The 26,199-nt window shown below is 72.5% G+C and carries 19 protein-coding genes; 9 read left to right on the plus strand and 10 right to left on the minus strand.

The window, feature by feature from the left end; genetic code table 11:
- Positions 1-84: 84 nt before the first annotated feature.
- The 5 genes from ACIQUQ_RS14360 to ACIQUQ_RS14380 form a co-directional block, all read right to left on the minus strand.
- Entirely contained in the window at positions 85-2,709 is a 2,625-nt protein-coding gene (locus ACIQUQ_RS14360) for an FtsX-like permease family protein (protein ID WP_403975213.1), read from the minus strand.
- Entirely contained in the window at positions 2,709-3,578 is an 870-nt protein-coding gene (locus ACIQUQ_RS14365) for an ABC transporter ATP-binding protein (RefSeq protein WP_403975216.1), read from the minus strand. Before ACIQUQ_RS14365 ends, ACIQUQ_RS14360 begins: the two co-directional genes overlap by 1 nt.
- Positions 3,579-3,691: 113 nt before the next feature.
- On the minus strand, positions 3,692-4,834 hold the full coding sequence (locus ACIQUQ_RS14370; protein ID WP_403975219.1) for a PP2C family protein-serine/threonine phosphatase: 1,143 nt from the start codon (positions 4,832-4,834) through the stop codon (positions 3,692-3,694).
- Between the two features lie 80 nt (positions 4,835-4,914).
- A complete protein-coding gene (locus tag ACIQUQ_RS14375) occupies positions 4,915-5,724 on the minus strand; it encodes an Fpg/Nei family DNA glycosylase (protein WP_403975221.1) in 810 nt (269 codons plus the stop codon).
- A gap of 173 nt (positions 5,725-5,897) precedes the next feature.
- Complete coding sequence (locus ACIQUQ_RS14380; RefSeq protein WP_403975223.1) at positions 5,898-6,386, minus strand: ribose-5-phosphate isomerase; 489 nt, start codon at positions 6,384-6,386, stop codon at positions 5,898-5,900.
- Positions 6,387-6,616: 230 nt separating this feature from the next.
- Here ACIQUQ_RS14380 and ACIQUQ_RS14385 point away from each other — a divergent pair, with 230 nt between their 5' ends.
- Positions 6,617-8,047 carry an amino acid permease gene (locus tag ACIQUQ_RS14385; protein WP_403975225.1) on the plus strand — a complete coding sequence of 477 codons (1,431 nt, stop codon included), beginning with the start codon at positions 6,617-6,619 and terminating at the stop codon, positions 8,045-8,047.
- A gap of 94 nt (positions 8,048-8,141) precedes the next feature.
- Here ACIQUQ_RS14385 and ACIQUQ_RS14390 read toward each other — a convergent pair whose 3' ends face one another.
- Complete coding sequence (locus tag ACIQUQ_RS14390; protein WP_403975228.1) at positions 8,142-8,726, minus strand: biotin transporter BioY; 585 nt, start codon at positions 8,724-8,726, stop codon at positions 8,142-8,144.
- Between the two features lie 233 nt (positions 8,727-8,959).
- Between ACIQUQ_RS14390 and ACIQUQ_RS14395 the strand changes: the two genes are divergently transcribed.
- The 3 genes from ACIQUQ_RS14395 to ACIQUQ_RS14405 all read left to right on the plus strand — a co-directional run bounded on the left by ACIQUQ_RS14395 (position 8,960) and on the right by ACIQUQ_RS14405 (position 12,764).
- Positions 8,960-10,354: an amino acid permease gene (locus ACIQUQ_RS14395; RefSeq protein WP_403975231.1), complete on the plus strand. Its 1,395-nt coding sequence runs from the start codon at positions 8,960-8,962 to the stop codon at positions 10,352-10,354.
- 176 nt (positions 10,355-10,530) lie between these two features.
- Entirely contained in the window at positions 10,531-11,937 is a 1,407-nt protein-coding gene (locus ACIQUQ_RS14400; RefSeq protein WP_403975233.1) for an amino acid permease, read from the plus strand.
- Between the two features lie 170 nt (positions 11,938-12,107).
- Entirely contained in the window at positions 12,108-12,764 is a 657-nt protein-coding gene (locus ACIQUQ_RS14405; protein WP_403975235.1) for a superoxide dismutase, read from the plus strand.
- A gap of 139 nt (positions 12,765-12,903) precedes the next feature.
- Here the strand turns inward: ACIQUQ_RS14405 and ACIQUQ_RS14410 are convergent, their stop codons facing one another.
- Positions 12,904-13,551, minus strand: coding sequence for a DsbA family protein (locus tag ACIQUQ_RS14410; RefSeq protein ID WP_403975237.1), 648 nt, complete (start codon positions 13,549-13,551; stop codon positions 12,904-12,906).
- 132 nt (positions 13,552-13,683) lie between these two features.
- Between ACIQUQ_RS14410 and pepN the strand changes: the two genes are divergently transcribed.
- Together pepN and ACIQUQ_RS14420 are read left to right on the plus strand one after the other, a co-directional pair.
- Positions 13,684-16,248, plus strand: a complete 2,565-nt coding sequence (gene pepN, locus ACIQUQ_RS14415) for an aminopeptidase N (protein ID WP_403975240.1) — start codon at positions 13,684-13,686, stop codon at positions 16,246-16,248.
- Between the two features lie 143 nt (positions 16,249-16,391).
- A complete protein-coding gene (locus ACIQUQ_RS14420) occupies positions 16,392-17,438 on the plus strand; it encodes a hypothetical protein (protein ID WP_403975241.1) in 1,047 nt (348 codons plus the stop codon).
- Here ACIQUQ_RS14420 and ACIQUQ_RS14425 read toward each other — a convergent pair.
- Together ACIQUQ_RS14425 and ACIQUQ_RS14430 are read right to left on the minus strand one after the other, a co-directional pair.
- Positions 17,414-18,325 carry a pyridoxamine 5'-phosphate oxidase family protein gene (locus ACIQUQ_RS14425; protein WP_403975243.1) on the minus strand — a complete coding sequence of 304 codons (912 nt, stop codon included), beginning with the start codon at positions 18,323-18,325 and terminating at the stop codon, positions 17,414-17,416. The genes ACIQUQ_RS14420 and ACIQUQ_RS14425 overlap by 25 nt on opposite strands.
- A 69-nt stretch (positions 18,326-18,394) precedes the next feature.
- Positions 18,395-18,850 (minus strand): VOC family protein, encoded by a 456-nt coding sequence (locus tag ACIQUQ_RS14430; protein WP_403975245.1) that lies wholly within the window; start codon positions 18,848-18,850, stop codon positions 18,395-18,397.
- Positions 18,851-18,980: 130 nt separating this feature from the next.
- Between ACIQUQ_RS14430 and ACIQUQ_RS14435 the strand changes: the two genes are divergently transcribed.
- Both ACIQUQ_RS14435 and ACIQUQ_RS14440 read left to right on the plus strand, forming a co-directional pair.
- Positions 18,981-19,559, plus strand: coding sequence for a CGNR zinc finger domain-containing protein (locus ACIQUQ_RS14435; protein WP_403975248.1), 579 nt, complete (start codon positions 18,981-18,983; stop codon positions 19,557-19,559).
- Between the two features lie 221 nt (positions 19,560-19,780).
- The gene (locus ACIQUQ_RS14440; RefSeq protein ID WP_403975251.1) at positions 19,781-23,095 is read left to right on the plus strand and encodes a S8 family serine peptidase; all 3,315 of its coding nucleotides are present in this window, start codon (positions 19,781-19,783) and stop codon (positions 23,093-23,095) included.
- 122 nt (positions 23,096-23,217) lie between these two features.
- Here the strand turns inward: ACIQUQ_RS14440 and ACIQUQ_RS14445 are convergent, their stop codons facing one another.
- Positions 23,218-24,693: a M28 family metallopeptidase gene (locus ACIQUQ_RS14445; RefSeq protein WP_403975253.1), complete on the minus strand. Its 1,476-nt coding sequence runs from the start codon at positions 24,691-24,693 to the stop codon at positions 23,218-23,220.
- A 322-nt stretch (positions 24,694-25,015) separates the two neighbouring features.
- Here ACIQUQ_RS14445 and ACIQUQ_RS14450 point away from each other — a divergent pair, with 322 nt between their 5' ends.
- Positions 25,016-26,044, plus strand: coding sequence for an aspartate-semialdehyde dehydrogenase (locus tag ACIQUQ_RS14450; RefSeq protein WP_403975255.1), 1,029 nt, complete (start codon positions 25,016-25,018; stop codon positions 26,042-26,044).
- The last annotated feature ends 155 nt before the right edge of the window (positions 26,045-26,199 follow it).

Consider the following 26,199-nt stretch of genomic DNA (forward strand, 5'->3'; position numbering starts at 1 on the left):
GCACGGTAGGCGTGGTGAGGGCGGGGGTACCGGGCCAATCCGGGCCGGGTGGCCGGTGGGTGCCGGCCCGGTACCCACCGCGCCTCATGCCGCCGTGGTCGTGCCCGGGCGCAGGGCGCGTCTGGCCGGGAGGGCGGTGGCCGTCAGGGACAGCAGGAGGATGCCGCCGGCGAAGGACGCGTACACCGGCACCGGGATGTACGGGGAGCCGCCGGTGACGCCGCCGACCAGCGGGACCAGGGTGGCCAGGGCGATGGCCGTGCCCAGGGTCAGGCCGACGGCGCCGACCAGCAGGGCCTCCCAGCGGATCATGCGGAGCACCTGGCGTCGGGTGGAGCCGACCAGGCGCAGGGTGCGCAGCTCGCGGCGCCGGTCGAGGACGGTCATGACCAGGGTGTTGGCGGCGGCGATCGCGGCGAAGCCGCCGAGCACGGCCGCCATGGTGGTGTTGGCCCAGGCGTTGAGGCGCCGGTCGAGGTTCTGGGCGGTGGTCCAGCCGTCCCGGTCGGTGACCGTGCCGCCGAGGGCCGCGAGGCCGGGGGCGGAGCCGCGTACGAACAGCTCGTGCGGGGCGGGGTCGGTGAGGTGTCCGCGCAGGTCGGCCGCCGGGAGGGTGACCTCGCCGAAGCCGAGGCCGCGGGTGTAGGCGGCGACGACGGTGGGACGGGCCCGGGTGCCGTCGGGCAGGCGGAGGTCGAGGCGGTCGCCGACGCGGACCCCGGCGGTGTCGGCGAGGGAGGCGTGGAGGGCGACGGTGCCGGGCCGGAGCGCGGCCAGGGAGCCCTTGCCGACGCCGAGGTCCTGGACGGCGGTGAGGTCCCCGGAGACGGCCTGGGCGGAGGCGGTGCGGAGGTACCCCTCCACGCCGTCGACGGGGATGACGAGGGAGGTGCGGATGACGGGCACGGCGGCGGTGACGCCGGGCAGCGCGGCCGCCCGGGCGGCCGCGTCGGTGGGGAGGTCGCCGGTGACGACGCGGTCGGCGAGGACCCCGGCGGTCTGCTGCTCGCGGGTGGCCCGGTCCTCGCTGGTGTGCAGGAAGACCAGGACGGACGAGAAGGCCATGGCCAGCACGATGGGGGTGATGGCGGAGGCCAGGCGGCGGGCGTTGGTACGGGAGTTGGCGGCGGCCAGCGAGGCGGCGGGGCCGGCGGCGCGCAGCGGGAGCCCGAAGAGGCCGGCCGCGGCGCGGGCGATCAGGGGGCCGAGCAGTGCGACGGCGAGCATGAACAGCATGACCACGCCGAGGGCGGCGTTGGCCGCGTCGTCGCCGCTGCCGGCGGCGGCCAGGCCGGCGCAGGCGATGCCGCCGGCGAGGGCGGCCAGGCCGAGGGGGGTGCGGACCTTGCCGGGGCGCAGGCGCTCCACCGCGGCCTCGGTGAGGGCCTGGCCGGGCTTGGTGCGGGAGGGGCGGCGGGCGGCGAGGTACCCGGCGGCGAGGGCGGTCAGCAGACCGGTGCCGACGGCGATGGTGAGCGGCAGCCAGGAGACGGTGAGTTCCACGGCCCCGGGGATGGCGCCCTTCTCCTTCAGCTGCCCGAACCACCAGGTGGCGAGGGCGGTGCCGGGGACGCAGCCGAGGGCTCCCGCGACGGGTGCGACGAGCAGGGCCTCGGTGGCGATGGTGCGGCGGATCTGGCGGGGCGTGGTGCCGATGGCGCGGAGCAGGGCGTACTCGCGGGCGCGCTGGCCCACGGAGAGGGCGACGGTGCCGGCGGCGGTGAAGACGGCGACCATGGCGGCCACGCCGCCGAAGGAGCCGCCGAGGCCGGTGAGGACCTCCTGCGCGGCGGCGAGCGCCGGGTCGGTGGCCCGGTCGTCGCCGGTGTGCACGAGCGCGGCCCCGCCGAGGGCCTTGGCGGCCCGGTCGGCGAGCTCGCCGGGCGTGGTTCCGGGCGCGGGCAGCAGCGCGATGGCGTCGAAGCTGCCGGGGTGCCCGGAGAGTACGCGGGCCTGCGCGTCCCCGAACCAGACGGCGCCGCCGGCGGGTGCCGCGCCGGCCGCGGGCGTCGCGGCAAGGCCGGAGACCCGGAAGTGGCGGACGCCCACGGGAGTGTCGAGCGTGACGCGGTCGCCGACGCCGGCGGTACCGACGGGCAGGACGGCCTGCCCCTCCCCCGGCGCGTTGCCGGCGGTGAGGCGCTCACCGGTGAAGGCGGTCGATCCCCACCCGGAGGCGGTCAGGGTGGCCCCGGGTGCGGACCCGAGGGCGGTGGCCGGGCGGCCGGGACCGGAGCGGGCACCTGCCTCCGTGCCGGTGCCGGAACCCGTGCCGGCGGCCGTGCCCGGGGCCGGGGCCGTGTCGGCGGCCGTGCCCGGGGCCGGGGCCGTGTCGGCGGCCGTGCCCGGGGCCGGGTCGGGGGTGACCGCGCGTACCGGGAAGACCGTGTCCGGCACGGCGCGGGCGCCGGTGCCCGCCAGTTCCGTGAGCAGGGCGGCGGGGACGCGGGCGCGGTCCGGGACGCGGACGGCCGCGTCGTACGTGCCCTCGCCCCGGCCGAAGCGCTGGTGCAGCTGCTGGTCGGCTGCCACGAGGACGGGGGCTCCGGCGTAGCGGGTGGGCGGGACGCTCGCCCGCAGGCCGGTTTCGAGCAGGATGCCGCAGGCGGAGACGATCGCAACCGCCGTGAACAGGGCGAGGAAGGTGCCTGCGAAGGCCGCCGGCCGGAAGCGCAGGGCCGCGCGGGCCAGTCCGTTCGTACGCGTCATCAGGCGGCCGCCCCCGCGTACGCCGGAGCCGTCAGGGAGGTCATCCGGGCGGCGATCCGCGGCGCGTCGGCGCCGGCCAGCCGGTCCACGATCAGCCCGTCGGCGAGGAACAGCACCTGGTCGGCGTGGGCGGCGGCCACCGGGTCGTGGGTGACCATGACGACGGTGGCGCCGAGGGAGTCCACGGCGTCCCGGAGCAGGCCGAGGACCTCGGCCGCGGTGGTGGTGTCGAGGGCGCCGGTCGGCTCGTCGGCGAAGACCACGTCCGGGCTGGTGACCAGCGCGCGGGCGATGGCGACGCGCTGCTGCTGGCCGCCGGACAGCTCGGCGGGGCGGCGGCCGCCCTTGCCGTCCAGTCCGACGCGGGCCAGCAGCTCGGCGGCGCGGCGCCGGTCGGGGCGGGCGCCCGCCAGCCGCATGGGCAGCAGGACGTTCTGCTCGACGGTGAGCGAGGGCAGCAGGTTGAAGGCCTGGAAGACGAAGCCGAGGCGACTGCGGCGCAGCTCGGTGAGGCGGTTCTCGTTCATGCCGGTGATCTCGGTGCCGCCGAGGCGGACCGAGCCGTCGGTCGGGCGGTCGAGCCCGGCGGCGCACTGGAGGAAGGTGGACTTGCCGGAGCCGGACGGGCCCATCACCGCGGTGAAGGTGCCGCGGGGCAGGCTGAGGTCGATGCCGCGCAGGGCGTGCACGGCGGTGTCGCCGCGCCCGTACGCGCGCCGGACGCCGCGCAGCTCCACGGCGCCGGGCGCGGTGGCCGCGTACCCGGGTACGGCGCCCAGCGCGTGTCCGGGGGCGTGTCCCGGTACCGGTGCCGGGGCGTGTGCCGCCTGCGCCTCGCCCTTGTTCCGCCGGTTCCTGCGCAGCCCCATGGCCGTCCCTTTCCGCTGTCCCTGCTGTCGTTCCCGACGCTACGGAGCGGGGCGGGGGCGGGACCATGACGGTCTCCGGCGGACCGGGGGTGGGGCTGTCCCCAGGGCCGTGGTCAGGCTGACCGGCGGATGAGCAGCAGGGCGCGGTCGTCGTTGACGTCCTTGGCGACCTTCTCGATGAGGTGCCAGGCGGCGCCCTCGAAGCCGGAGGCGACGTAGCGGTCGGCCTCGCCGGTGAGCCGGTCGATGCCCTCGCTGATGTCGCGGTCGGCGGTCTCGACGAGCCCGTCGGTGAAGAGCATCAGGACGTCGCCGCGGCGCAGGTTGCCGGTGGCGGGTTCAAAGCCGGCGCCGTCGTAGACGCCGAGCAGGGGGCCCTCGCCGTTCTTCTCCTCCCAGCGGCCGGTGCCGGCGGAGAGCTGGAGCGCGGGCAGGTGTCCGGCGGAGAGGAGCTGGTAGTCGCCGGTCTCCAGGTCGAGGACGAGGTGGATGGAGGTGGCGAAGCCCTCGTCCCAGTCCTGGCGGAGCAGGTAGCCGTTGGCGGCGGGCAGGAAGTCCCGGGGCGGGAGGGAGCCGAGCAGGCCGCCGAAGGCGCCGGAGAGGAGCAGCGCGCGGGAGCCGGCGTCCATGCCCTTGCCGGAGACGTCGGTGAGGACGATCTCCAGGGTGCGGCCGCCGTTGGTCCGGGCGGCGACGACGAAGTCGCCGGAGAAGGACTGGCCGCCGGCGGGGCGCAGGGCCATCTCGCGGTGCCAGCCGCGCGGCAGTGCGGGCAGCTTGCTCTGGACCCGGATGCGTTCGCGCAGGTCGAAGAGCATGGTTCCGCCGCGCCGCCAGGGGACGCCGACGCGGCTGCGGAACTGGGCGATGACCAGCCCGAAGAAGCCGCAGGCGGCGACGACGAGGACGGTTCCGGGCGTGACCCGGCCGGGGCCCTGGGTGTACGGGCCGAGGACCACGGACTCGACGATGAGGGCGGTCGCGGCGGCGGCGTACAGGCCCAGCAGGGAGGCGGGCCGCAGGAGCAGGCCGCCGGCCACGATGGGCAGGACGAGGGCGGAGGGCGCGAACCAGACCGGCATCACGAGCGTGCCGCAGGCGATGGCGGGGACGGTCAGGAAGAGGCCGGTGAAGGCGAGCCAGTCGGAGGCGTCGCCGCGGAAGTAGTCGACCGCGGATCTGCGCAGGCCGGTCCGGGCCCGGTGCGCAGCCTTGCGCATCCGTGCCACGAGTGATTCCACGCGCGCTCCGGCCATTGCTTCGGGACCCTATCCATCCAGCCTGTGTCCGCGCAGGGGTACCCCCGCACATCCGTCGGTCAGCTCCGCCGGGGCGGTCAGCGCTGCTGGCAGGCGGGACACCAGAAGAGGTTGCGGGCGGCCAGGCCGGCGGTGCGGATCTCGCCGCCGCAGAGGTGGCAGGGCAGGTCGGCCCGGCGGTAGACGTACACCTCGCCGCCGTGGTCGTCGACGCGCGGCGGTCTGCCCATGGCCTCGGGGGTGTGCTCGGGGCGGACGGTGTCGATGCGGTTGTTGCGGACGCCCTCGCGCATGAGGAGGACGAGGTCGGCCCACATCGCGTCCCATTCGGCGCGGGTGACGTCCTTGCCGGCGCGGTACGGGTCGATGCCGTGCCGGAAGAGGACCTCGGCGCGGTAGACGTTGCCGACGCCGGCCACGACCTTCTGGTCCATGAGGAGGGCGGCGATGGTGGTGCGGGAGCGGGAGATCCGGCGCCAGGCGCGGTCGGGGTCGTCGCCGTCCCGGAGGGGGTCGGGGCCGAGCCGGTCGTGTATCGCCTTCTTCTCGGCCTCGCCGATCAGGGCGCAGGTGGTGGGGCCGCGCAGGTCGGCGTGGTGGTCCTCGTTGAGGAGCCGCATGCGGACGGTGTCCGTGGCCGGCGGGGCGGGCGCGGGGCCGAAGCCGTACTTGCCGAAGAGGCCGAGGTGGATGTGGATCCAGTCGTCGCCGGGGAAGCCGAGGAAGAGGTGCTTGCCGTGGGCCTCCGCGCGCTCCAGTTCGCGGCCGTCGACGAGGGCCGCACCGTCGGCGAAGCGGCCCTGGGGGCTGCTGACGCGTACGGGCCGGGCCTCGAAGCGCTCGGCGTGGTCCTGGGCGAGGCGGTGGATCGTATGCCCTTCGGGCACGGCTGTTCTCCTCGGTCGGACATGCCCCGGCCGGCGGGGCGGGCGGGGCCTGGGCCGTGCGGCGGGCGCAGCGGGGTTCCGGGCGGCGGCCGCCCGGCGGCGGGACACGGCGGTGCCGCCCGGCGGCGGGACATGGCGGTGCCGCCGGACGGGGGTCCGGCGGCACGCGGGTGCTACTGGTCCTGCGGGTGGTGGGCCGGGATGGGCGGGAGCTCGCCGGTCACCTCGTAGCGGGAGAGCATGTCGATGCGGCGCGTGTGGCGCTCCTCGTCGGAGTACGGGGTCGCCAGGAAGGCCTCGATGAAGCTGGTGGCCTCTTCCTCGGTGTGCATCCGGCCGCCGACGGAGATCACGTTGGCGTTGTTGTGCTCGCGGCCGAGCTTGGCGGTCTCGACGCTCCAGGCCAGCACGGCGCGGACGCCCTTGACCTTGTTGGCGGCGATCTGCTCGCCGTTGCCGGAGCCGCCGATCACGATGCCGAGGCTGTCGGGGTCCGCGGCGGTCTTCTCCGCGGCGCGCAGGCAGAACGGGGGGTAGTCGTCGACGGCGTCGTAGATGTGGGGCCCGCAGTCGACGGGCTCGTGGCCGTTGTTCTTGAGCCAGTCCACGAGGTGGTTCTTGAGCTCAAAGCCGGCATGGTCGGATCCGAGGTACACGCGCATGACTCCGAGTGTGGCACGTGGGTCTCGCCGGACCGCGCCGGGGTGTCGCGTAAGTCACGTCGAAAGCTCAAGTAATCCCTAAGACCCCAGTTGAGGGGGGTCGGGACTTTGGTCCCGACGCGCCCGGGTCGATTGTCATGTGACAACGATCCGGATTGGGGTCTTCCGTCCCGGGACCACTCCGGGTTTGAATGCCCGGGCTCGAAACCCGAGAACCTAAGGATTCGTCCATGAGCTCCACGACGACCCTTCAGAAGGCAGGCGGCGCCGGTGACCCCGGCACCCCCCAGTCTTCCGACGGTCTGAAGGCCGGTCTCAAGAACCGCCACCTGTCCATGATCGCCATCGGCGGCGTCATCGGGGCGGGCCTGTTCGTCGGCTCGTCCGGCGGCATCGCCAAGGCCGGTCCGGCCATCCTCATCTCCTACGCGCTCGTCGGCGCCATGGTCGTCTTCGTGATGCGGATGCTGGGCGAGATGGCCGCGGCCAGCCCGAACTCCGGCTCCTTCTCCGCGTACGCCGACCGCGCGCTCGGCCGCTGGGCCGGGTTCTCCATCGGCTGGCTGTACTGGTTCTTCTGGGTCGTCGTGCTCGCCGTGGAGGCCACGGCGGGTGCGGTGATCCTGGAGGGCTGGATCCCGGCCGTCCCGCAGTGGGCGTGGGCGCTCATCGTGATGGTGGTCCTGACGGCCACCAACCTCGCCTCGGTCTCGTCGTACGGCGAGTTCGAGTTCTGGTTCGCGGGCATCAAGGTCGTCGCCATCGGCGGCTTCGTGATCGTCGGTCTGCTCGCCGTCTTCGGCGTGCTGCCGGGCTCGGACAACCCGGGTGCGGGCTTCGCGCACCTGACGGACGCCGGCGGCTTCCTGCCGAACGGCGCCGGCGCGATCCTCACCGGTGTGCTGATGGTCGTCTTCTCCTTCATGGGCAGCGAGATCGTCACGCTGGCCGCCGGTGAGTCGGAGGACCCGCGCCGCGCGGTCACCAAGGCCACCAACTCGGTGATCTGGCGCATCGGCGTCTTCTACCTGGGCTCGATCTTCGTGGTCCTGACCCTGCTGCCGTGGAACGACAAGTCGATCGTCGAGAAGGGCTCGTACGTCGCCGCCCTGGACTCGATCGGCATCCCGCACGCCGGCACGATCATGGAGGTCATCGTCCTGACCGCCGTGCTGTCCTGCCTGAACTCCGGCCTGTACACCGCCTCCCGCATGGCGTTCTCGCTGGGTGAGCGCGGCGACGCGCCGAAGTCCTTCGCCAAGGTCAACGCCAAGGGCGTGCCGACCGCCGCGATCCTCGGCTCCGTGGTCTTCGGCTTCCTCGCCGTCTACTTCAACTACGCGTTCAAGGACACGGTCTTCGACTTCCTCCTGAACGCCTCGGGTGCCATCGCCCTCTTCGTCTGGCTGGCGATCTGCTTCACCCAGCTGAAGATGCGCGGGATCCTGCTGCGCGAGGACCCGGAGAAGGTCACCGTCCGGATGTGGCTGTTCCCGTGGCTGACCTGGGCCACCGCCGCGATGATCATGTTCGTCATCGGCTACATGTTCTTCGACGACGGCAACCGCAAGGTCGTCATCCTCTCGACCGTCGTCGCCGCGGTCGTGGCGCTGGTCGGCGTGGTCCTGCAGAAGACCCGCAAGGCCTCCGTCGAGGCCTGACCCCCGCGGCCGCCGTCCCGGCCGTACGCATGACGAAGCCCCGGTCCGCCGCTCGCGGACCGGGGCTTCGCGGTACGGGCGACCGCGCCCGGCGTCAGCCCTTGCGGCCCAGCAGCTTCCACGCGGCGGGCAGCACGCCCATGGCCAGCGCGGCCTTGAGGGCGTCACCGACGAGGAACGGCGTCATGCCCGCGGCCACCGCGGCGGACAGGGACATGCCGGTGGCCAGCGCCAGGTACGGCACGCCGACCGCGTAGATCACGGCGGAGCCCAGCACCATCGCCCCGGCGGTACGGGCCACCGAGCGGTCCGCGCCGCGCCGGGCCAGGGCGCCGACCAGCGTCGAGGCCAGCAGCATGCCGAGCACGTAGCCGAAGGTGGCGCCGCCGGCGCCGGAGGTGCCCTCGGCGAACCACGGCACGCCCGCCATGCCGACGAGGGTGTAGAGCGCCATGGAGAGGAAGCCGCGTCGGGCGCCGAGCGCGGTGCCCACGAGCAGGGCGGCGAAGGTCTGGCCGGTGATGGGCACGACCAGGCCCGGCACCTTGACGGCGATCTGCGCGGCGACGCCCATCAGGGCCGCACCGCCGGAGACCAGCAGGACGTCGCGGGTGCGGCTGGCGGGCAGCAGGTCGGCGAGGACGGCGCCGGGCCGGAAGGTGACGGAAGCGGTGCTCATCGGTGCTCCGGGAGGGTGAGGGGGTGGCTTGCCCTCAGGACGTTAGTCCCGGCCGCTCGGGATGATCACCGTCGTCCGGGCACAAAGCCCTCTTCCCTCCCTTGGTGGGGAATGCACAAAGCCAGGACCTCCGACGGGAGTTCCTTACGCCCCGAAGTGACGCGGATCACTCGGACTAATAGTGCGTCACGTCCGTTTTGCACGGCGGGCGCGGACTCAGAGAGACTGTTGGAATGCCACAAGCACCCCTCCGTGAAACCGCGCTGCCCGACCTGCCGGAGGAACCCCTCGGCCACGGTCTGAAGCAGCGCCACCTGACCATGCTCGGCCTCGGCGGGGTGATCGGCGCCGGTCTGTTCGTCGGCTCCGGCGGCGGCATCGCCGTCGCGGGCCCCGGGATCATCGTCTCGTACCTGCTCGCCGGCGCCCTGGCGATGCTGGTGATGCGGATGCTCGGCGAGATGGCGGCCGCGATGCCCGCGTCGGGCTCCTTCTCCGTGCACGCGGAGCGGGCGATGGGCCGCTGGGCCGGCTTCTCGGTGGGGTGGCTGTACTGGTTCCTGCTGGTGGTCGTGCTCGCGGTGGAGGCCACCGGCGCGGCGAAGATCGCCAACGGCTGGGCGCCGGGAGTCCCGCAGTGGGCCTGGGTGCTGATCTTCATGGTGGTCTTCACGGTCAGCAACCTGGCGGCGGTGCGGAACTTCGGCGAGTTCGAGTTCTGGTTCGCGGCCCTGAAGGTCTTCGCGATCGTGGCGTTCCTGGTGCTGGGCGGCCTGGCGGTCTTCGGCCTGCTGCCCGACACGGACCCGGTCGGCCTGACCAACCTCACCGGCCAGGGCGGCTTCCTGCCCAACGGCTGGGAGGGCGTGGTCTCCGGCGTGCTCGCCGTGATCTTCGCGTTCGGCGGTCTGGAGGTCGTCACCATCGCGGCCGCCGAGTCGGACGACCCGGCCCGCTCGGTCTCCCGGGCAGTGCGCAGCGCGGTCTGGCGCATCCTCCTCTTCTACATCGGCTCGATGGCCGTCATCGTGACGCTGCTGCCGTGGGACTCCCTGGAGCCCGGGCAGAGCCCGTACGTGGCGGTCCTGGACTCGATCGGCATCCCCTCGGCCGGCCAGATCATGAACATCGTGGTCTTCGTGGCCCTGCTCTCGGCGCTCAACGCGAACCTGTACGGCTCCTCGCGGATGGTGTTCTCGCTGGCCGAGCGCGGCGAGGCACCGCAGGGGCTGCTGAAGGTCTCCGGCGGCGGGGTGCCCCGGCGGGCGGTGCTGGCGTCGGTGGCCTTCGGCTTCGTCTCCGTCGTGCTGAACCTGCTCTGGCCGGAGTCGGTCTTCCTCTACATGCTCAACGCGGTCGGCGCGGTGCTGCTGTTCGTCTGGACGCTGATCGCCGTCTCGCAGCTGCTGCTGCGGCGGCGGATCGAGCGGGAGACGCCGGAGCGGCTGGTGCTAAGGATGTGGGCGTTCCCGTACCTGACCTGGCTGGCACTGGCGGGCATGGCGGCCGTGCTGGTGCTGATGCTGTTCGACGACTCGGCGCGTACGCAGGTGCTGTGGTCGGCCGGCGCGACGGCGCTCGTGCTGCTGGTCGCCTGGGTACGGGAGATCCGCGCCCGGCGGAGCTGACGCCGCGGGACCCGGCCCGGTCCGCGAGGAACGGCCGGGCCGCGCGCCTCTCGTGCGGGGACGGTCACGCCGGGTGAGCCGGCTGTCCGAATAACGGGCGTTCACGTCCGACTGCCGGACGCTCCGGCCAGACTGGGCGCCCCATCCCGTCCCCGCACACGGACAGGCAACACCCCATGAGTCACACCGTTCCGCCCGAAGAGCGGACGAACGAGGCACCCCCGGCACACCAGGGCTCCGCCCTCTCCAACGGCCTCAAGCAACGCCACCTCTCGATGATCGCCCTCGGCGGCGTCATCGGCGCCGGGCTCTTCGTCGGCTCCGGCGCGGGCATCGCCGCGGCCGGCCCCTCGATCGTGCTGGCGTACGCGGCCTCCGGCCTGCTGGTGATGTTCGTGATGCGGATGCTCGGCGAGATGTCCGCCGCCAACCCCGCCTCGGGCTCCTTCTCGGTCCACGCCGAGCGGGCGATCGGCCCCTGGGCCGGCTTCACCGCCGGCTGGATGTTCTGGACCCTGCTCTGCGTGGGCGTGGCCATCGAGGCGATCGGCGCCGCGCACATCGTGCAGGGCTGGCTGCCCGGCACCCCGTCCTGGCTGTGGGTGCTGGTCTTCATGGCGGTGTTCTGCGGCAGCAACCTCGCCGCGGTCTCCAGCTTCGGCGAGTTCGAGTTCTGGTTCGCCACCCTCAAGATCGGCGCCATCGGCCTCTTCCTGGTCCTGGGCACCCTGGCGGTCCTGGGCGTGCTGCCCGGCACCGACTCCCCCGGCACGGCCAACCTGCTGGGCGACGGCGGCTTCCTGCCGACCGGGGTGGACGGGCTGCTGGTCGGCCTGCTGGCGTCGGTGGTCGCGTACGGCGGTCTGGAGACGGTGACCATCGCCGCCGCCGAGTCCGAGGACCCGGTGCGCGGCGTGACCAAGGCCGTGAAGACCACGATGTGGCGGATCGCCGTCGTGTACGTCGGCTCGATGCTGGTGATCGTCACCCTGGTCCCGTGGGACGCGAAGGCGGTCACGGAGGACGGGCCGTACGCGGCGACACTGGACCACCTGGGCATCCCCGGCGCCGGTCAGATCATGAACGTGGTGATCCTGATCGCCCTGCTGTCCGCGATGAACGCCAACATCTACGGCTCCTCGCGCATGGCGTACTCGCTGGTGGCGCGCGGCCAGGGACCCCGGGCGCTGGGGAAGGCGTCGAAGGGCATCCCGCGGCGCGCCGTACTGGCCTCCTCCGGCTTCGGCTTCGTGACCGTGCTGCTGTCCTACTGGTACCCGACGACCCTGTTCGCGTGGCTGCTCAACATGGTGGGCGGCGTGATCCTGGTGGTCTGGGGCTTCATCGCGGTCTCCCAGTTCGTGCTGCGCCGCCGGACCGAGCGCGAGGCGCCGGAGAAGCTGGTCGTGCGGATGTGGGGCTTCCCGTACCTGACGTGGGTGGCGCTCGCCGGGGTGGCCGGCGTGCTGGCGCTGATGGCGTGGGACGACGACACGCGGGTGCAGGTGCTGTTCACCGGCGGGCTGACCGTCGCCCTGGCGGCGCTGGGGTACGCGCGGCAGCGGCGGCTCCCCCGGGGCTGACCCGCCCCTGACGGCACATCAAGGGCCGGTTCCACGCATCGCGTGGGGCCGGCCCTTCCACGTGCGTACCCCCGGTTACTGAGGTTCGCCTTAGGTGAATGCTTGATCAGTTACTGTTAGCGTGCAGTTGCGTATTACTTGCAATAAGCAGCTGGAGGGGATCTACCGCCATGTCCGTCTACGTACTTCCCGAGCTTCCGTACGACTACGCGGCGCTGGAGCCGGTGATCAACCCGCAGATCATCGAGCTGCACCACGACAAGCACCACGCGGCGTACGTCACGGGCGCCAACAACACGCTGGAGCAGCTGGCGGAGGCCCGCGACAAGGAGAACTGGGGCGCGCTCAACGGCCTGGAGAAGAACCTGGCCTTCCACCTCTCCGGCCACATCCTGCACAGCATCTACTGGCACAACATGGCCAGCCCGAAGACCGGCGAGGGCGGCGGCGAGCCCACCGCCGCGGACGGCGTGGGCGAGCTGGCGGACGCGATCACCGAGTCCTTCGGCTCCTTCGCGGCCTTCAAGAAGCAGCTGACCTTCGCGTCCTCCGCGACCCAGGGCTCCGGCTGGGGCGTGCTCGCGTACGAGCCGGTCGCCGGCCGCCTGATCGTCGAGCAGATCTACGACCACCAGGGCAACGTGGGCGTCGCGAGCACCCCGATCCTGGTCTTCGACGCCTGGGAGCACGCCTTCTACCTGCAGTACAAGAACCAGAAGGTGGACTTCATCGAGGCGATGTGGAACGTCGTCAACTGGCAGGACGTGGCCAAGCGCTACGCCGACGCCAAGGCGAAGACGCCGCTCCTCATCCCCGCCAGGGGCTGATCCACCGCGACACCCCCGCGGCACCCCGAGCCGCCCGCCTCGTGATCGTCTTCTCAGCCTTCGCGTGCGGGCGTGTCAAACGGCAGACCCCCACGAGGACGTGACTCGTGGGGGTCTGCCGCGTGCGGTGCAGATCGGACTACTCGAAGGACGGGCCCTGCGTGCGGGTGCGCTTGATCTCGTAGAAGCCGGGGGTCGACGCCACGAGCAGGGTGCCGTCCCACAGGCGGGCGGCGGCCTCGCCCTTGGGGGTCGGGGTGACGACCGGGCCGAAGAAGGCGACGTCCGAGCCGTCGGCGCCGGGCACCGAGATGACCGGGGTGCCGACGTCCTCGCCCACGCGCTGGATGCCGTTCTTGTGGGAGGCGCGCAGCTCGATGTCGAACTCGTCGGAGTCGGCGTAGTCGAGCAGTTCGGCCGGCAGGCCGACCTCGGCGAGGGCCTCGGCGATGACCTCGCGGGTGGCGCCCTTCGCCTCGTTGTGGATCCGGGTGCCGAGGGCGGTGTAGAGCTTGCCGGTGACCTCGTCACCGTGCTTCTGCTGGGCCGCGACCACGACGCGGACGGGGGCCCAGCCCTTGGGGCCGAGCAGCTCGCGGTACCGCTCCGGGAGCTCCTCCAGCTTGTTCTCGTTGAGGACGGCGAGGCTCATCACGTGCCAGCGGACCTCGACGTCACGGACCTTCTCGACCTCCAGCATCCAGCGGGACGTCATCCAGGCCCAGGGGCAGATCGGGTCGAACCAGAAGTCGACCGGAGTCTTCTCGGCCACCTGGGTGTCAGACATGTCTCTCCTTCGCGTCCGTCTCGTTCGCACGCCCGTACGGGCGCATCCTTCCCGCCAACCAGCCCGAATGCCCGGACATTCCCCGTGGGAGGATTCGTCCGTCAAAAGGCGATCACGCACGAAGGAGTGCCGGTGCCCGGTGAGAATCTGTCCCGCGACGAGGCCCACGAGCGGGCCGAGCTGCTGTCCGTCGACGCGTACGAGGTCTCGCTCGACCTCCGCTCCGCGGTGGACGAGGCCGAACCGGCGGACGGGCCGCGCACCTTCCGCTCGGTGACGACGGTCACGTTCCGCGCGAACCGCCCCGGCGCCGCCACCTTCGCCGACCTCATCGCCCCGTCGGTGAACTCGGTGACCCTCAACGGGCGGGAGCTGGACCCGGAGGCGGTCTTCGACGGCGCGCGCATCGCGCTGGACGGCCTGGCCGCGGAGAACGTCCTGGTGGTGGACGCGAACTGCGCGTACAGCCGGACGGGCGAGGGCATGCACCGCTTCGTCGACCCCGAGGACGGCGAGGTCTACCTCTACACCCAGTACGAGCCCGCCGACGCGCGCAGGGTCTACGCCAACTTCGAGCAGCCCGACCTGAAGGCGCCGTACCGCTTCGAGGTCACCGCGCCCGAGGGCTGGCAGGTGTGGAGCAACGGCGCCGAGGAGTCCCGGGACGGCCTGACCCGCCGCTTCGCGGTGACCGAGCCCATCTCCACGTACATCACCTGCGTGGTCGCCGGCCCGTACCACTACGTGACGGACACCTACCGCCGGACCTTCGCCGACGGCAGCGAGCTGGAGATCCCGCTCGGCGCCATGTGCCGAAAGGGGCTGGCGAAGCACTTCGACGCGGACGACGTCTTCCTGATCACCAAGCAGGGCTTCGACTTCTTCCACGACAACTTCGACTACCCGTACCCCTTCGGGAAGTACGACCAGGCCTTCGTGCCCGAATACAACCTCGGCGCCATGGAGAACCCGGGCATGGTCACCTTCCGCGAGGAGTACATCTTCCGCGGGAAGGTCACGCAGGCCTCGTACGAGGCGCGGGCGAACGTCATCCTGCACGAGATGGCCCACATGTGGTTCGGCGACCTGGTCACCATGAAGTGGTGGGACGACCTGTGGCTGAAGGAGTCCTTCGCGGACTTCATGGGCTCCTTCTCCATGACCGAGGCCACCCGCTTCAAGAACGGCTGGGTGACCTTCGCCAACAACCGCAAGTCCTGGGCGTACCGAGCGGACCAGCTGCCCTCCACCCACCCGGTCACGGCCGACATCCGCGACCTGGAGGACGCCAAGCTCAACTTCGACGGGATCACCTACGCCAAGGGCGCCTCGGTGCTCAAGCAGCTGGTGGCGTACGTGGGCCGGGACGCCTTCCTGGAGGGCGCGCGCCGCTACTTCAAGGCCAACGCCTACGGCAACACCCGCCTTGACGACCTGCTGACCGTGCTCGCGGAGGTGTCCGGCCGGGACATGGCCGAGTGGTCGCGGGCCTGGCTGCAGACCGCCGGCGTCAACGCGCTGACCCCGGTCCTGACGTACGACGACGCGGGGCGGATCGCCGAGCTGGCCGTCGTCCAGGACGGCGACGAGCTGCGCCCGCACCGGGTCGCCGTGGGCCTGTACCGCATCGAGCAGGGCGCGCTGGTGCGGTACGCCCGCGCCGAGGCCGACGTGGCCGGGGCCCGGACCGTGGTGGCGGAGCTGTCCGGGGCGGAGCGGCCGGAGCTGGTGCTCGTCAACGACGAGGACCTGACGTACTGCAAGATCCGCTTCGACGAGGGTTCGCTGGCGGCGCTGCGCAAGCACCTGGGCGACCTGAGCGACCCGCTGGCCCGGGCCCTGTGCTGGTCGGCGCTGTGGAACCTGACGCGGGACGGCCTGATGCCCGCGCGCGACTTCGTCTCGATGGTGCTGGCCTTCGCCGGCCGCGAGTCGGACGTGGGCGTGCTGCAGATCCTGCACCGGCAGGCGCGCATGGCCGTCACCCACTACGCCGCCCCCGAGTGGCGCGAGCAGGGCGGCCGGGAGCTGGCGGCGGGCGCGCTGCACGAGCTGCGGCAGGCCGAGCCGGGCTCCGAGCACCAGCTGACCTGGGCGCGCTTCTTCGCCGCGACCGCGAGCACGGAGGCCGACCACCGGCTGCTGGCCGGGCTGCTGGACGGCACCGCCCTGATCGACGGGCTGGACGTGGACCAGGAGCTGCGCTGGGACCTGCTGGAGCCGCTGGCGGCCGAGGGTCTGGCCGACGAGGCGCGGATCGCGGCCGAGCTGGCCCGCGACGACACGGCCTCGGGCAAGCGGCACTCGGTGCGCTGCCTGGCGGCGCGGCCCTCGGAGGCCGTGAAGGCGCAGGCGTGGGCGTCGGTGGTGGAGTCGGACGCGCTGTCGAACGCGCTGGTGGAGGCGACGATCGCGGGCTTCCAGCAGGCGGGGCAGCGGGAGCTGATCGCCCCGTACGCGCCGAAGTACTTCGAGGCCATCGACCGGGTGTGGGCCGACCGGTCCATCCAGATCGGCATCCTGATCGTGCAGGGGCTGTTCCCGGCGCTGCAGAGCTCCGACGAGACGCTGGCCGCCACGGACGCGTGGCTCTCCTCGCACGCCGATGCGGCTCCCGCGCTGCGCCGGCTGGTCCTGGAGGCCCGCGACGACCTGGCCCGCGCCCTGCGCGCGCAGGCGCGCGACGCGGCCGAGTAGTCCACCCGAGTGGCGGTGGGGGCCGGCCCAGCCGGTCCCCATCGGCTCTCGAACGTCCGTACTTTAGTGCGGGGTTGTCCGGGTTTGTCGACGGGGCTGTAACAGCGGTTAGCGGGGGATCCGGGGGCGGGAACATCCCCGGCATGAACCACAACTCCCCCACCTACGGCGGTCAGACCCCCTCCCCCGTCCCGCCGGCCTCCCCCCGCCCCCTGCACCACCTCTCCGGCACCCGCCGGGTGCTGAGCGTCGCGCAGCTGCGCGAGCACGGCGTGACCGCCGCCGCCACCGCCGAGCGCTGCCGCGCGGGCGGGCCCTGGCAGCAGTTCCTGCCGGGGGTGTTCCTGCTCCACCCCGGCCCGGCCACCAGCGAGGAGCGGCTGCACGCCGCGCTGCTCTACGCGGGCCGCCCGGCCGGCACCTCGGTGCCGCAGCAGAAGGGGTTCGGGGACGCCATGATCACCGGTCTGGCGGCGCTGGCGCTGTACGGGTTCTCCTCCGCGCCCCCGCTGCCGGCGCTGGAGCAGATCGACGTGATCGTGCCGAGCACCCGCCGACTGCGCTCGGTCGGCTGCGTACGGCTGGTCCGGGCGCACACCCCGCCGATCGCCGAGGAGGTGACCGGGGTGCCGGTGGCGCCGGTGGCCCGGGCGCTGGCCGACGCGGTGGCGCAGCTGGCGGACGCGGGCACGGTGCGGCGGCTGCTCAGCGAGGCCGTGCGCGGGGGGCACTGCGAACCGGCCGCCGCGGTACGGGAGCTGACGCTGGCCCGACTGCTGAACCGGCCGCACGTGGTGGACGCGGTGGACTCGCTGCTGGCGGAGGGCAGGGCGATCGCCGAGGACCGGCTGTACCGGCTGGTGCGGGAGCACCAGCTGCCGGACCCGGTCTGGAACGTGGACCTGCGGCTGCCCGGCGGGCCGCACCTGGGCGGGGTGGACGCGTACTGGCCCGACCACGCGGTGGCCGTGGAGCTGGACACCCGGGCCCCCCGCCAGGGCGAGGACGAGCAGTGGTCCGAGTACGCCCGCAAGCGCGAGCACCTGGAGCGCCTCGGGCTCACCGTCGTGTACATCACCCCGCGCAAGCTGCGCGACCACCCGGAGCAGCAGGCCACGGTGATCCGTACCGCGCTGACCGCCTCGGGTGACCGCGAGCCCGCCGCCTACGTGGTCGTCCTGCCCCGGTGAGGCACCGGGGGGTTGGCCGGGGAGTAGTCGGGGGCGCTCCAGCGCAGCCGGCCCGGGTGCTCGCCCTCCACGGTCTCCTCGACGGTGAAGCGGACGGTGCGGGAGCCGTCCGGCCCGTACTCGGTGCGGGCCCGGCCGGTGAGCTGGAGGGTGCGGCCGGTCTCCCAGTCGGGGAACAGCAGGCCGGCCCGGGGTTCCTCGACCAGGTTGCCGAGGGTGAGGAACATGGCGTTGCCGGCGTAGTCGGGCCAGGCCAGCTCGGTCGGGGAGAGCACCTCGACGAAGCCGGGGTTGCCGCCGCGGTGGCTGGCGTCGGCGCCGTCCCCGGCGGCGGTGGCGATGAAGAAGGTGTCGGCGGCGCGCACGCCGCGCGCCTGGTCGGGGGTGAGCGCGCCGCCGCGCCGCACGACACCCGGTCCGTCCCACAGCACCTCCACGGGCTCGCGCTGCTGGAGGTACTTGGGGCAGTTGGAGAAGACCTCGCCCGCCTCGACGGCGAAGCCGCGCGGGGTGGGTTCGAGGATCCCGTTGAGCCGCATCCGGCGCCGGGTCCGCGGGTCGAGGGCGATGGTCCCGACGGGGGTGCCGGGGGTGGCCAGGGCCTCGGCGAGCGGGTCGCCGTCCGGGACGCCGCCGGCGACGGAGACGCGGCCGGGGCCGGTGGCCCGTACGAAACCGGGGGCGCCGGTGAGCAGCGACGCCCAGATCCGGCCCGCCGCGTCGGCCGCGCCGACCACGAGGGTGGGCTGGCGGGCCAGGAAGGCCGCCGCCACCTCGCGGATGCCGGGTCCGATGCTGCGGCCGACGTGGTCGGCCAGCTCGCGCACGCCGACCCGGTCCTGCACCTGTCGTGACCCCTGGTGGTAGGGGCCTGCCGTGATGGTCACGTTCTCCGCCTTCCGGTTCGCACGGGCCTGCCGGACACCCGGAGCCGATGGCTCCGGTCTCTCGGGTTCCTAGAAGAAGCCGCAGGTGGGAGCGGCTCCGGAGGGTGCGGGGGCGTCCTCGGCGCCGGCCGGGACGGAGATCTCCAGGCGGGTGCCGTCGGGGTCGTGGAAGAAGATGCCGCCGGAGGCGGCGCCCTCGCCGTGGGCCACGATCCCGTCGTACGCGAAGTCGACGCCGGCGGCGCGCAGCCGCTCCTCGAACGCGCGGACCTCCTCGACCGACCCGGCCGTGAAGGCCAGGTGGTGCAGGCCCGCGGCGGCCGGGGCGTACGCACCCTCGGCCTGCTGCCACAGCGTGAGCACCAGCGCGTCGTCCTGGCCGAGGAAGGCGAAGCGGCGCCCCTCCTCCTTGCCCTCGCCCAGCAGCCGGAAGCCCAGCGTGTCGCGGTAGAAGCCGAGCGAGCGCTCCAGCTCGGTGACGTTCAGGCCGATGTGGCCGGTGCTCAGCGTGCTGACAGCCGACATGGCTGCCCCCTCTCTCGTTGCCTTGCCCTGGCACTTCATTTCTAACCTCTGAAAATGACTTCAGAGGTTAGAGCGCCGGACGTCAACCGGTGACCTACCCTTGAGTGGTTAGCCAGAGGAGGAGACAGGGATGACCCCGACCGCGGACCCGCGCCCGCTGACCGGCGAGCCGCTCGCACTGGACCTGCTGAACACGCGATGGATGCAGGAGGGTGAGCCCCAGGACCTCTTCGCCGGGGCGGCCGGCCTGACGCGACTGGAGGGGCTGGACGTCTGGATGTCGGCCAACGGCCTGGCGACGGATGGCCTGTCGGCCCCGTTCCGGGCGGACGCGCCGACCCTGATCCACCTGCTGACCGCCCGCGAGGCCCTCGCCCGGGTGGTCGACGACCACGGGGCCCCAAAGGCCCGGGAGGTCGTCGACGCGGTCCTGGAACACGGCCGGGTACGGCTCACCCTGGACCCGGAAGGACCCGGCGAGCGGCCCGAGTTCGACGACCGGTCCTGGGGTCCGGCCTGGCTCGCGGCGCGGAACTATCTGGACCTTCTGGACACCGCGCCGGACCGCATCAGGAAGTGCGCCCACGAGGCCTGCGTGCTGCACTTCTTCGACACCTCGCGGAACGGCACGCGGCGCTGGTGCTCCATGGCTGCCTGCGGAAACCGCGCCAAGGCGTCCCGCCACTACGCCCGCTCGCGGGATCATTAGCCCGTAGACAAGTCGACATTCGAGGCCTGTCACGGCCCTTGGGATCGTCCGGTTTCCTCCCGGTACGTTCCGCCTGACGCATCGGGCGCCGTGGCGGGTCTCCGCCATGACGGGCACGCGTCAATAACAACACTCCCCAAACAGCACTCCCTTGCGCAAAGCTGACCGGTCATCCGGCACCGAAATCCGGACCGTTTCTTTCACTTATTGCAGGGATGCTGATGACCCTCGAATCCCCCAGCTCCATATCCGGCCCGAGACGCGTCGCGCGCATCGCGGCCGCCGCGGGCCTGGTGGCCGCGCTCGCGGCGACGGGACCCGTCCCGGCGTTCGCGGCCGTCACCGCCGATGACCCGGCTTCCTCCGCGCCGGCCAAGTCCGCCGACGAGAAGCTCGGTTCCGCCGACGCCGAGCTGATCGCCGAGGCCGAGGCCAAGGGCGAGAAGACCGTCACCGTCATGGTCGCCACCGCCCCGGGCGCCACCGAGCAGGTCGCCGGCCAGCTCGACGCGGTGCAGGGTGCCTCCGTCGGCCGCGCCGACGACAAGCTGGGCTACGTGCGCGCCACGCTGCCCACCGCGAAGGCGAAGGCGGCCGTCGACGCCGCCGCCAAGCTCTCCTCGGTCCACGGGATCGACGTCAAGCACGAGATCAAGCTCGACGACCCCACCCCTGCCGGGGACCGCAAGTCGGGGGCCGCTGGTGCGACCAGCGGCAGCTACCCGGCGCCCGGCAAGGAGACCCCGGCGAAGAACCCGTACAACCCGTCCTTCGAGACGGGCGCGGTGGACTTCGTGAAGGCCCACCCGCAGGCCGACGGCCGCGGCGTGACCATCGGTGTCCTGGACTCCGGCGTCGACGTGGGCCACCCGGCCCTGCAGAAGACCACCACCGGCGAGCGCAAGATCGTCGACTGGGTCACCGCGACCGACCCGCTCACGGACGCCGACGCCACGTGGCGCGCCCAGATCACCCCGGTCACCGGTGCCGCGTTCACCGTCGGCGGCGCGACCTGGAAGGCCCCCGAGGGCACCTTCCAGTGGAGCCGCTTCACCGAGTCGATCACGGCCACCGGTGACATGGCGGGCGACGTCAACCGCGACGGCGACACCACCGACCGGTTCGGCATGCTGTACGACCCGGCCGCCGGGACCGTCCGCGTCGACACCGACCAGGACTTCGACTTCACGAACAACGAGCCGATGAAGCCGTACAAGGACGGCTTCCAGATCGGCTACTTCGGTACGGACAACCCGGCCACCGAGGTCGCCGAGCGCATCCCGTTCGTGATCGAGATCCGCAAGGACGTCCCGATGGACCCGCTGGGCGGGGACTGGGTCGGCAAGAAGGCCGACTTCGTCAACATCGGCATCATCGAGTCCGAGCACGGCACCCACGTCGCGGGCATCACCGCGGCGAACAGCCTGTTCGGCGGCAAGATGAACGGCGCCGCCCCCGGCGCCAAGATCGTCTCCTCGCGCGCCTGCTCCTGGAGCGGCGGCTGCACCAACGTCGCGCTGACCGAGGGCATGATCGACCTCGTCGTCAACCGCGGCGTGGACATCGTCAACATGTCCATCGGCGGCCTGCCGGCGCTGAACGACGGCAACAACGCGCGCGCCGAGCTCTACGGCCGCCTGATCGACACCTACGGCGTCCAGCTGGTGATCTCCGCGGGCAACTCCGGCCCCGGCATCAACACCATCGGCGACCCGGGCCTGGCCGACAAGGTCATCTCGGTCGGCGCCGCGGTCTCCAAGGAGACCTGGGCCGCCAACTACGGCTCCGTGGTGGAGAAGAAGTACGCGATGTTCCCGTTCTCCTCGCGCGGTCCGCGTGAGGACGGCGGCTTCACGCCGACCATCACCGCCCCCGGTGCCTCGATCAACACCATCCAGACCTGGCTGCCGGGTGCCCCGGTCGCCGAGGCGGGCTACGCCCTCCCGGCCGGCTACGGCATGCTCCAGGGCACCTCGATGTCCTCCCCGCAGGCCGCGGGCGCCTCGGCGCTGCTGATCTCGGCCGCCAAGCAGGAGGGCGTCGCGCTCACGCCGGCCACCCTGCGCACCGCGCTCACCAGCACGGCGAAGAAGATCGCCGGCTACCAGGCGCACGAGCAGGGCGCGGGCCTGATCAACATCGTCGGCGCGTGGGACTCGATCCAGCGCGGCGCGAAGGCCCACGACTACACCGTCAAGGCGCCGGTCGACACCGCGATCGACCAGCTCCTGAAGACCCCGGGCTTCGGCACCGGCGTGTACGACCGCGAGGGCGGCCTCAAGGCCGGCAAGAAGAAGACGTACGACGTCACGATCACCCGTACCACGGGCCCGAAGTGGGGCGTGCGCCACAACCTGAGCTGGAAGTACAACGACGGCACCTTCAAGGCGCTGACGGACTACGACTACATCACGCTGCCGCTGAACAAGCCGGTCACCGTGAAGGTCCAGGCGGCCCCCAAGACCGCCGGCGTGCACAGCGCGATCCTGGAGCTGGACGACGAGTCCACCGAGGGCATCGACAAGCAGGTCCTGTCGACCGTCGTGGTCGCCTCCGACCTGGTGAAGCCGGGCTTCGCCCTCTCCGCCGCCTCCTCGGTGCAGCGCAACAGCCACAAGTCGTACTTCGTGACGGTCCCGCAGGGCGCCAAGACCCTTGAGGTCGCCCTGGGCGGCCTGGCCGAGGGCAGCCAGACGCGCTTCATCGCGCTGCACCCGTACGGTGTCGCCCTCGACCCGAGCGCGACGACCATGTGCTACCCGAACTACAACAACCCGGCCAACACCTGCCGCCCCGACCTGCGTTCGTACCCGAACCCGCAGCCGGGCGTCTGGGAGATCGAGGTCGAGTCGCGCCGCACGTCGCCGCTGCTCGACAACCCGTACAAGCTGGACGTCAGCGTCCTGGGCGCGGACTTCGACCCCGCGGTCAAGGAGCTGCCCGAGGTCAAGGTCGGCACCCCGGCGCCGGTCCAGTGGACCGTGAAGAACTCCTTCGCGGGCATCACCGGTGGCAAGCTCAAGGGCGGCGCCCTCGGTTCCGCGAACGTGCAGCGCCCCACCATCGCCGAGGGTGAGACCCACACCACCCAGGTCACCATCGGTGCGGGCGTCTCCCGCCTGGACGTCGCCATCGGCAACGTCTCCGACGTCTCGGCCGACCTCGACCTCGAGGTCTACCGCGACGGCGTGAAGGTCGGCTCCGCCGCCGACGGCGACTCCGAGGAGGCCGTGAGCCTGGTCAACCCGGCCGCCGGCACCTACACGATCAAGGTCATCGGCTACGCCGTCGGCGCCGCCGGCACCGCGTACGACTACCGCGACGTGTACTACTCGGACGCCCTCGGCTCCGTGCTGGTGGACGACTCGCAGACGGTGGACGTGGCCAACGGCGGTTCCGCCCAGGTCTCCGCGCAGGTCCAGGTCAACGGTGTGGCCCCCGAGGGCCGCAGCCTCTTCGGCCAGGTCCAGCTGCTGAACGCGCGCGGCACCGCCGCGGGCATCGGCAACGTCAAGATCGACAAGGTCCTGCCGTAACCGTCACCGCGCTCCGCTGACACCGGCGGAACGACGAAAGACGAACGACGAAGGGGCGGTGCTCTGCGGAGCACCGCCCCTTCCCGTTTCCCCCGTCCCCGTTTCCCCCCTCGGGTCGGCGCCTACCTGCCCAGGGAGCCGAGGTCCTGGGCGTACGTGCCGACGGCGTGGGCGATGACGTCCACGTTGGTGTCGAAGACCTTGAGGTCCAGGTTGTCCAGGGTGTCGCCGGCCCCGTGGTAGTTCGGGTCGTACGGCTGCCCGGCGGTGCCGCCGTAGCGGGCGGCCTGGGCGTCGGTCTTGATGCCCTCGGCGCCGGTGAAGGTGCCGCCGGCGGGGATGCCGGTGGCGATGAACGGGCCGTAGTCGGAGCGGCCGTCGAAGTCGCTGCCCTCGTGGGCCTTGCCGCGCTTGTCGAGGAAGCCGTTGATCAGGGCCTCGATCTGCGCCGAGCCGGCCGGGCCGGCGCCCGCCCCGGTGCGGTCCGAGTCGTCGCCGTCGTAGACGAACTGGGCCGGGTTCGGCGAGGCGATCATGTCGAAGTTCAGGTAGAGCGCGATGTCCTTGCGCTGCTTCTCCGTGAGGCTCGCGACGTAGTGCTCGGAGCCCAGCAGGCCCAGCTCCTCGGCCGACCACCAGGCGAAGCGGACCTTGTTGACGGGCTGCCCGTGGCCCTTGCGGGTCTGCTCGGCCAGCTTGAGGGCGACCTCCAGCAGGCCGGCGGAGCCGGAGCCGTTGTCGTTGATGCCGGGGCCCTCGGGTACGGAGTCCAGGTGGCTGCCGACCGTCACGACCCGGTCGGCGCGGCCGCCCCGGGTCTCGGCGATGACGTTGCGGGTGGTCCTGCGCACGTGCTCCTGGTCCAGGTCCAGGCGGACCTCCACCTCTCCCCGGGCGGCCGCGGCGGCCAGGGCCTCGCCGTCGGCCAGGGTGATGCCGGCGCTGGGGATCAGGCCCTCGGCGGGGGTGCTGAAGGAGCCGCGCACCGGGGTGGTGCCGCTGTGGTTGTAGACGATCAGGCCGGCGGCGCCGGCCGCGGCGGCGGCCCGCTGCTTCTCGACGAAGGTGCAGGCACCCCGCTTGACCAGGGCTATCTTCCCGGCGAAGGCGCCCGCCGGGTAGTCGGCGGCGTCGCAGCCGGGCGTCTCGTCGACCCGGGCGAGCGCGACCGGGGCGGTCAGGCCGCCGGCCGGGGTGGACTTCGTGAAGGTGAAGGCCGCGGTGGCCAGCTCGCGGGCCTCGGGGGTGAGGACCGTGGTCTTCTCGGTCTTCGTCTTCGCCTCGAAGATGTCGAAGTCCTGGTAGGAGACCCGGTACCCGGCCTTCTCCAGCGTCCGGTACACGTACGCGGCCGAGGCGGCGTGGCCGGGGGAGCCGGCGGCGCGGTTGCCGCCGTGGGCGTCGGCGATCCGCTGGAACTCCGCCAGGTGGCGGTGGGCTCCCTTGCCGGAGACCTCCCTCACGAGGGTGCGGGCCAGCTTCGTGGTGTCCCGGGGGTGGGCGGTGGCCGGGGCGGCGGCCAGGGCGAGCGGGGCGGCGACGGCCGCGGCGGTGACGAGGGCCGCGGCGGCGCGGGACCGCTGACGGTGGGCAGGCACGACGGATCCTTCCAGGTGGTGTTCGGAAATCGGTACGTCGCGTCCGGAAAACGATCACGACTGGTCGGACCGTAATCACTCCGGCTGCCCCGAAAAGCCCGTACCGGGCCCTGGAAACACACCTGCCACACATTTGTCATGAGCTGTCATGTTCGGCGGTGAGAAGCCCCGGATCCGCCGGGCGGCGCGCGGCTCCGGCCGCCGGAACCGCGAGACGTCCGCCACACGTCCCGTATCGCGGACAAAGGATTGGACAAGCCTGCCCGGGTCGCACGCATGATGGAGCTGGTCAGCCAGCGCCACAGCACCAGAAGGAGTCACCGTGAGGGTCGGAATCGTCGGAGCCACCGGTCAGGTCGGCGGAGTCATGCGCCGGATTCTCGCCGAGCGCAAGTTCCCGGTGGACCAGCTCCGCCTGTTCGCCTCCGCCCGTTCCGCGGGCTCCACCCTGGAGTGGGAGGGCCAGGAGATCACGATCGAGGACGCCTCGACCGCCGACTACTCCGGCCTCGACATCGTGCTCTTCTCCGCCGGTGGCGCCACCTCCAAGGCCCTCGCCGAGAAGGTCGCCTCCCAGGGCGCCGTCGTGATCGACAACTCCTCCGCCTGGCGCCGCGACCCCGAGGTCCCGCTGGTCGTCTCCGAGGTGAACCCGCACGCCATCAAGAACCGGCCCAAGGGCATCATCGCCAACCCGAACTGCACCACCATGGCCGCGATGCCGGTGCTGCGCCCGCTCCACGACGAGGCCGGGCTGACCGCGCTGGTCGCCACCACGTACCAGGCCGTCTCCGGCTCCGGCCTGGCCGGCGTCGCCGAGCTGGACGGCCAGGTCAAGGCCGTCTCCGAGCGCGCCACCGAGCTGACCCACGACGGCGAGGCCGTCGACTTCCCGGAGCCGGGCGTCTACAAGCGTCCGATCGCCTTCAACGTGCTCCCGCTGGCCGGCTCGATCGTCGACGACGGCTCCTTCGAGACCGACGAGGAGCAGAAGCTCCGCAACGAGTCCCGCAAGATCCTGGAGATCCCCGAGCTCAAGGTCTCCGGCACCTGCGTGCGCGTCCCGGTCTTCTCCGGCCACTCGCTGCAGGTCAACCTCCGCTTCGACCGCCCGATCAGCGTCGAGCGCGCCTACGAGCTGCTCAAGGACGCCCCGGGCGTCGAGCTCTCGGAGATCCCGACCCCGCTGCAGGCCGCCGGCAAGGACGTCTCGTACGTCGGCCGCATCCGCGTGGACGAGACCGCCGAGCACGGCCTGGCCCTCTTCCTCTCGAACGACAACCTCCGCAAGGGCGCCGCGCTGAACGCGGTGCAGATCGCGGAGCTGGTCGCCGAGGAGCTGCGCGGCTGACCCCGCTGCTGACGACCGGGGAGGGGGGGGGGCCCCCCCGGGGCCCCCCCCCCCCCCGGGGGGGGGGGGGGCCCCCCCAAGGGGCCCCCCCCCCCCCCCCCGGGCGCCCGGGGGGGCGGCCCCCCCCCGGGGCGGCGGACGCCACGGCGCGGGGC

The sequence above is a fragment of the Streptomyces sp. NPDC101118 genome (assembly GCF_044759445.1).
Lineage (GTDB): Bacteria > Actinomycetota > Actinomycetes > Streptomycetales > Streptomycetaceae > Streptomyces.

Excerpts from the sequence above, each read along its gene's own strand:
- ACIQUQ_RS14360 (WP_403975213.1), bottom strand. The coding sequence starts at position 2,709 with ATGACGCGTACGAACGGACTGGCCCGCGCGGCCCTGCGCTTCCGGCCG.
- ACIQUQ_RS14365 (WP_403975216.1), bottom strand. The coding sequence starts at position 3,578 with ATGGGGCTGCGCAGGAACCGGCGGAACAAGGGCGAGGCGCAGGCGGCA.
- ACIQUQ_RS14370 (WP_403975219.1), bottom strand. The coding sequence starts at position 4,834 with ATGGCCGGAGCGCGCGTGGAATCACTCGTGGCACGGATGCGCAAGGCT.
- ACIQUQ_RS14380 (WP_403975223.1), bottom strand. The coding sequence starts at position 6,386 with ATGCGCGTGTACCTCGGATCCGACCATGCCGGCTTTGAGCTCAAGAAC.
- ACIQUQ_RS14385 (WP_403975225.1), top strand. The coding sequence starts at position 6,617 with ATGAGCTCCACGACGACCCTTCAGAAGGCAGGCGGCGCCGGTGACCCC.
- ACIQUQ_RS14390 (WP_403975228.1), bottom strand. The coding sequence starts at position 8,726 with ATGAGCACCGCTTCCGTCACCTTCCGGCCCGGCGCCGTCCTCGCCGAC.
- ACIQUQ_RS14395 (WP_403975231.1), top strand. The coding sequence starts at position 8,960 with ATGCCACAAGCACCCCTCCGTGAAACCGCGCTGCCCGACCTGCCGGAG.
- ACIQUQ_RS14400 (WP_403975233.1), top strand. The coding sequence starts at position 10,531 with ATGAGTCACACCGTTCCGCCCGAAGAGCGGACGAACGAGGCACCCCCG.
- ACIQUQ_RS14405 (WP_403975235.1), top strand. The coding sequence starts at position 12,108 with ATGTCCGTCTACGTACTTCCCGAGCTTCCGTACGACTACGCGGCGCTG.
- ACIQUQ_RS14410 (WP_403975237.1), bottom strand. The coding sequence starts at position 13,551 with ATGTCTGACACCCAGGTGGCCGAGAAGACTCCGGTCGACTTCTGGTTC.
- ACIQUQ_RS14420 (WP_403975241.1), top strand. The coding sequence starts at position 16,392 with ATGAACCACAACTCCCCCACCTACGGCGGTCAGACCCCCTCCCCCGTC.
- ACIQUQ_RS14430 (WP_403975245.1), bottom strand. The coding sequence starts at position 18,850 with ATGTCGGCTGTCAGCACGCTGAGCACCGGCCACATCGGCCTGAACGTC.
- ACIQUQ_RS14435 (WP_403975248.1), top strand. The coding sequence starts at position 18,981 with ATGACCCCGACCGCGGACCCGCGCCCGCTGACCGGCGAGCCGCTCGCA.
- ACIQUQ_RS14440 (WP_403975251.1), top strand. The coding sequence starts at position 19,781 with ATGACCCTCGAATCCCCCAGCTCCATATCCGGCCCGAGACGCGTCGCG.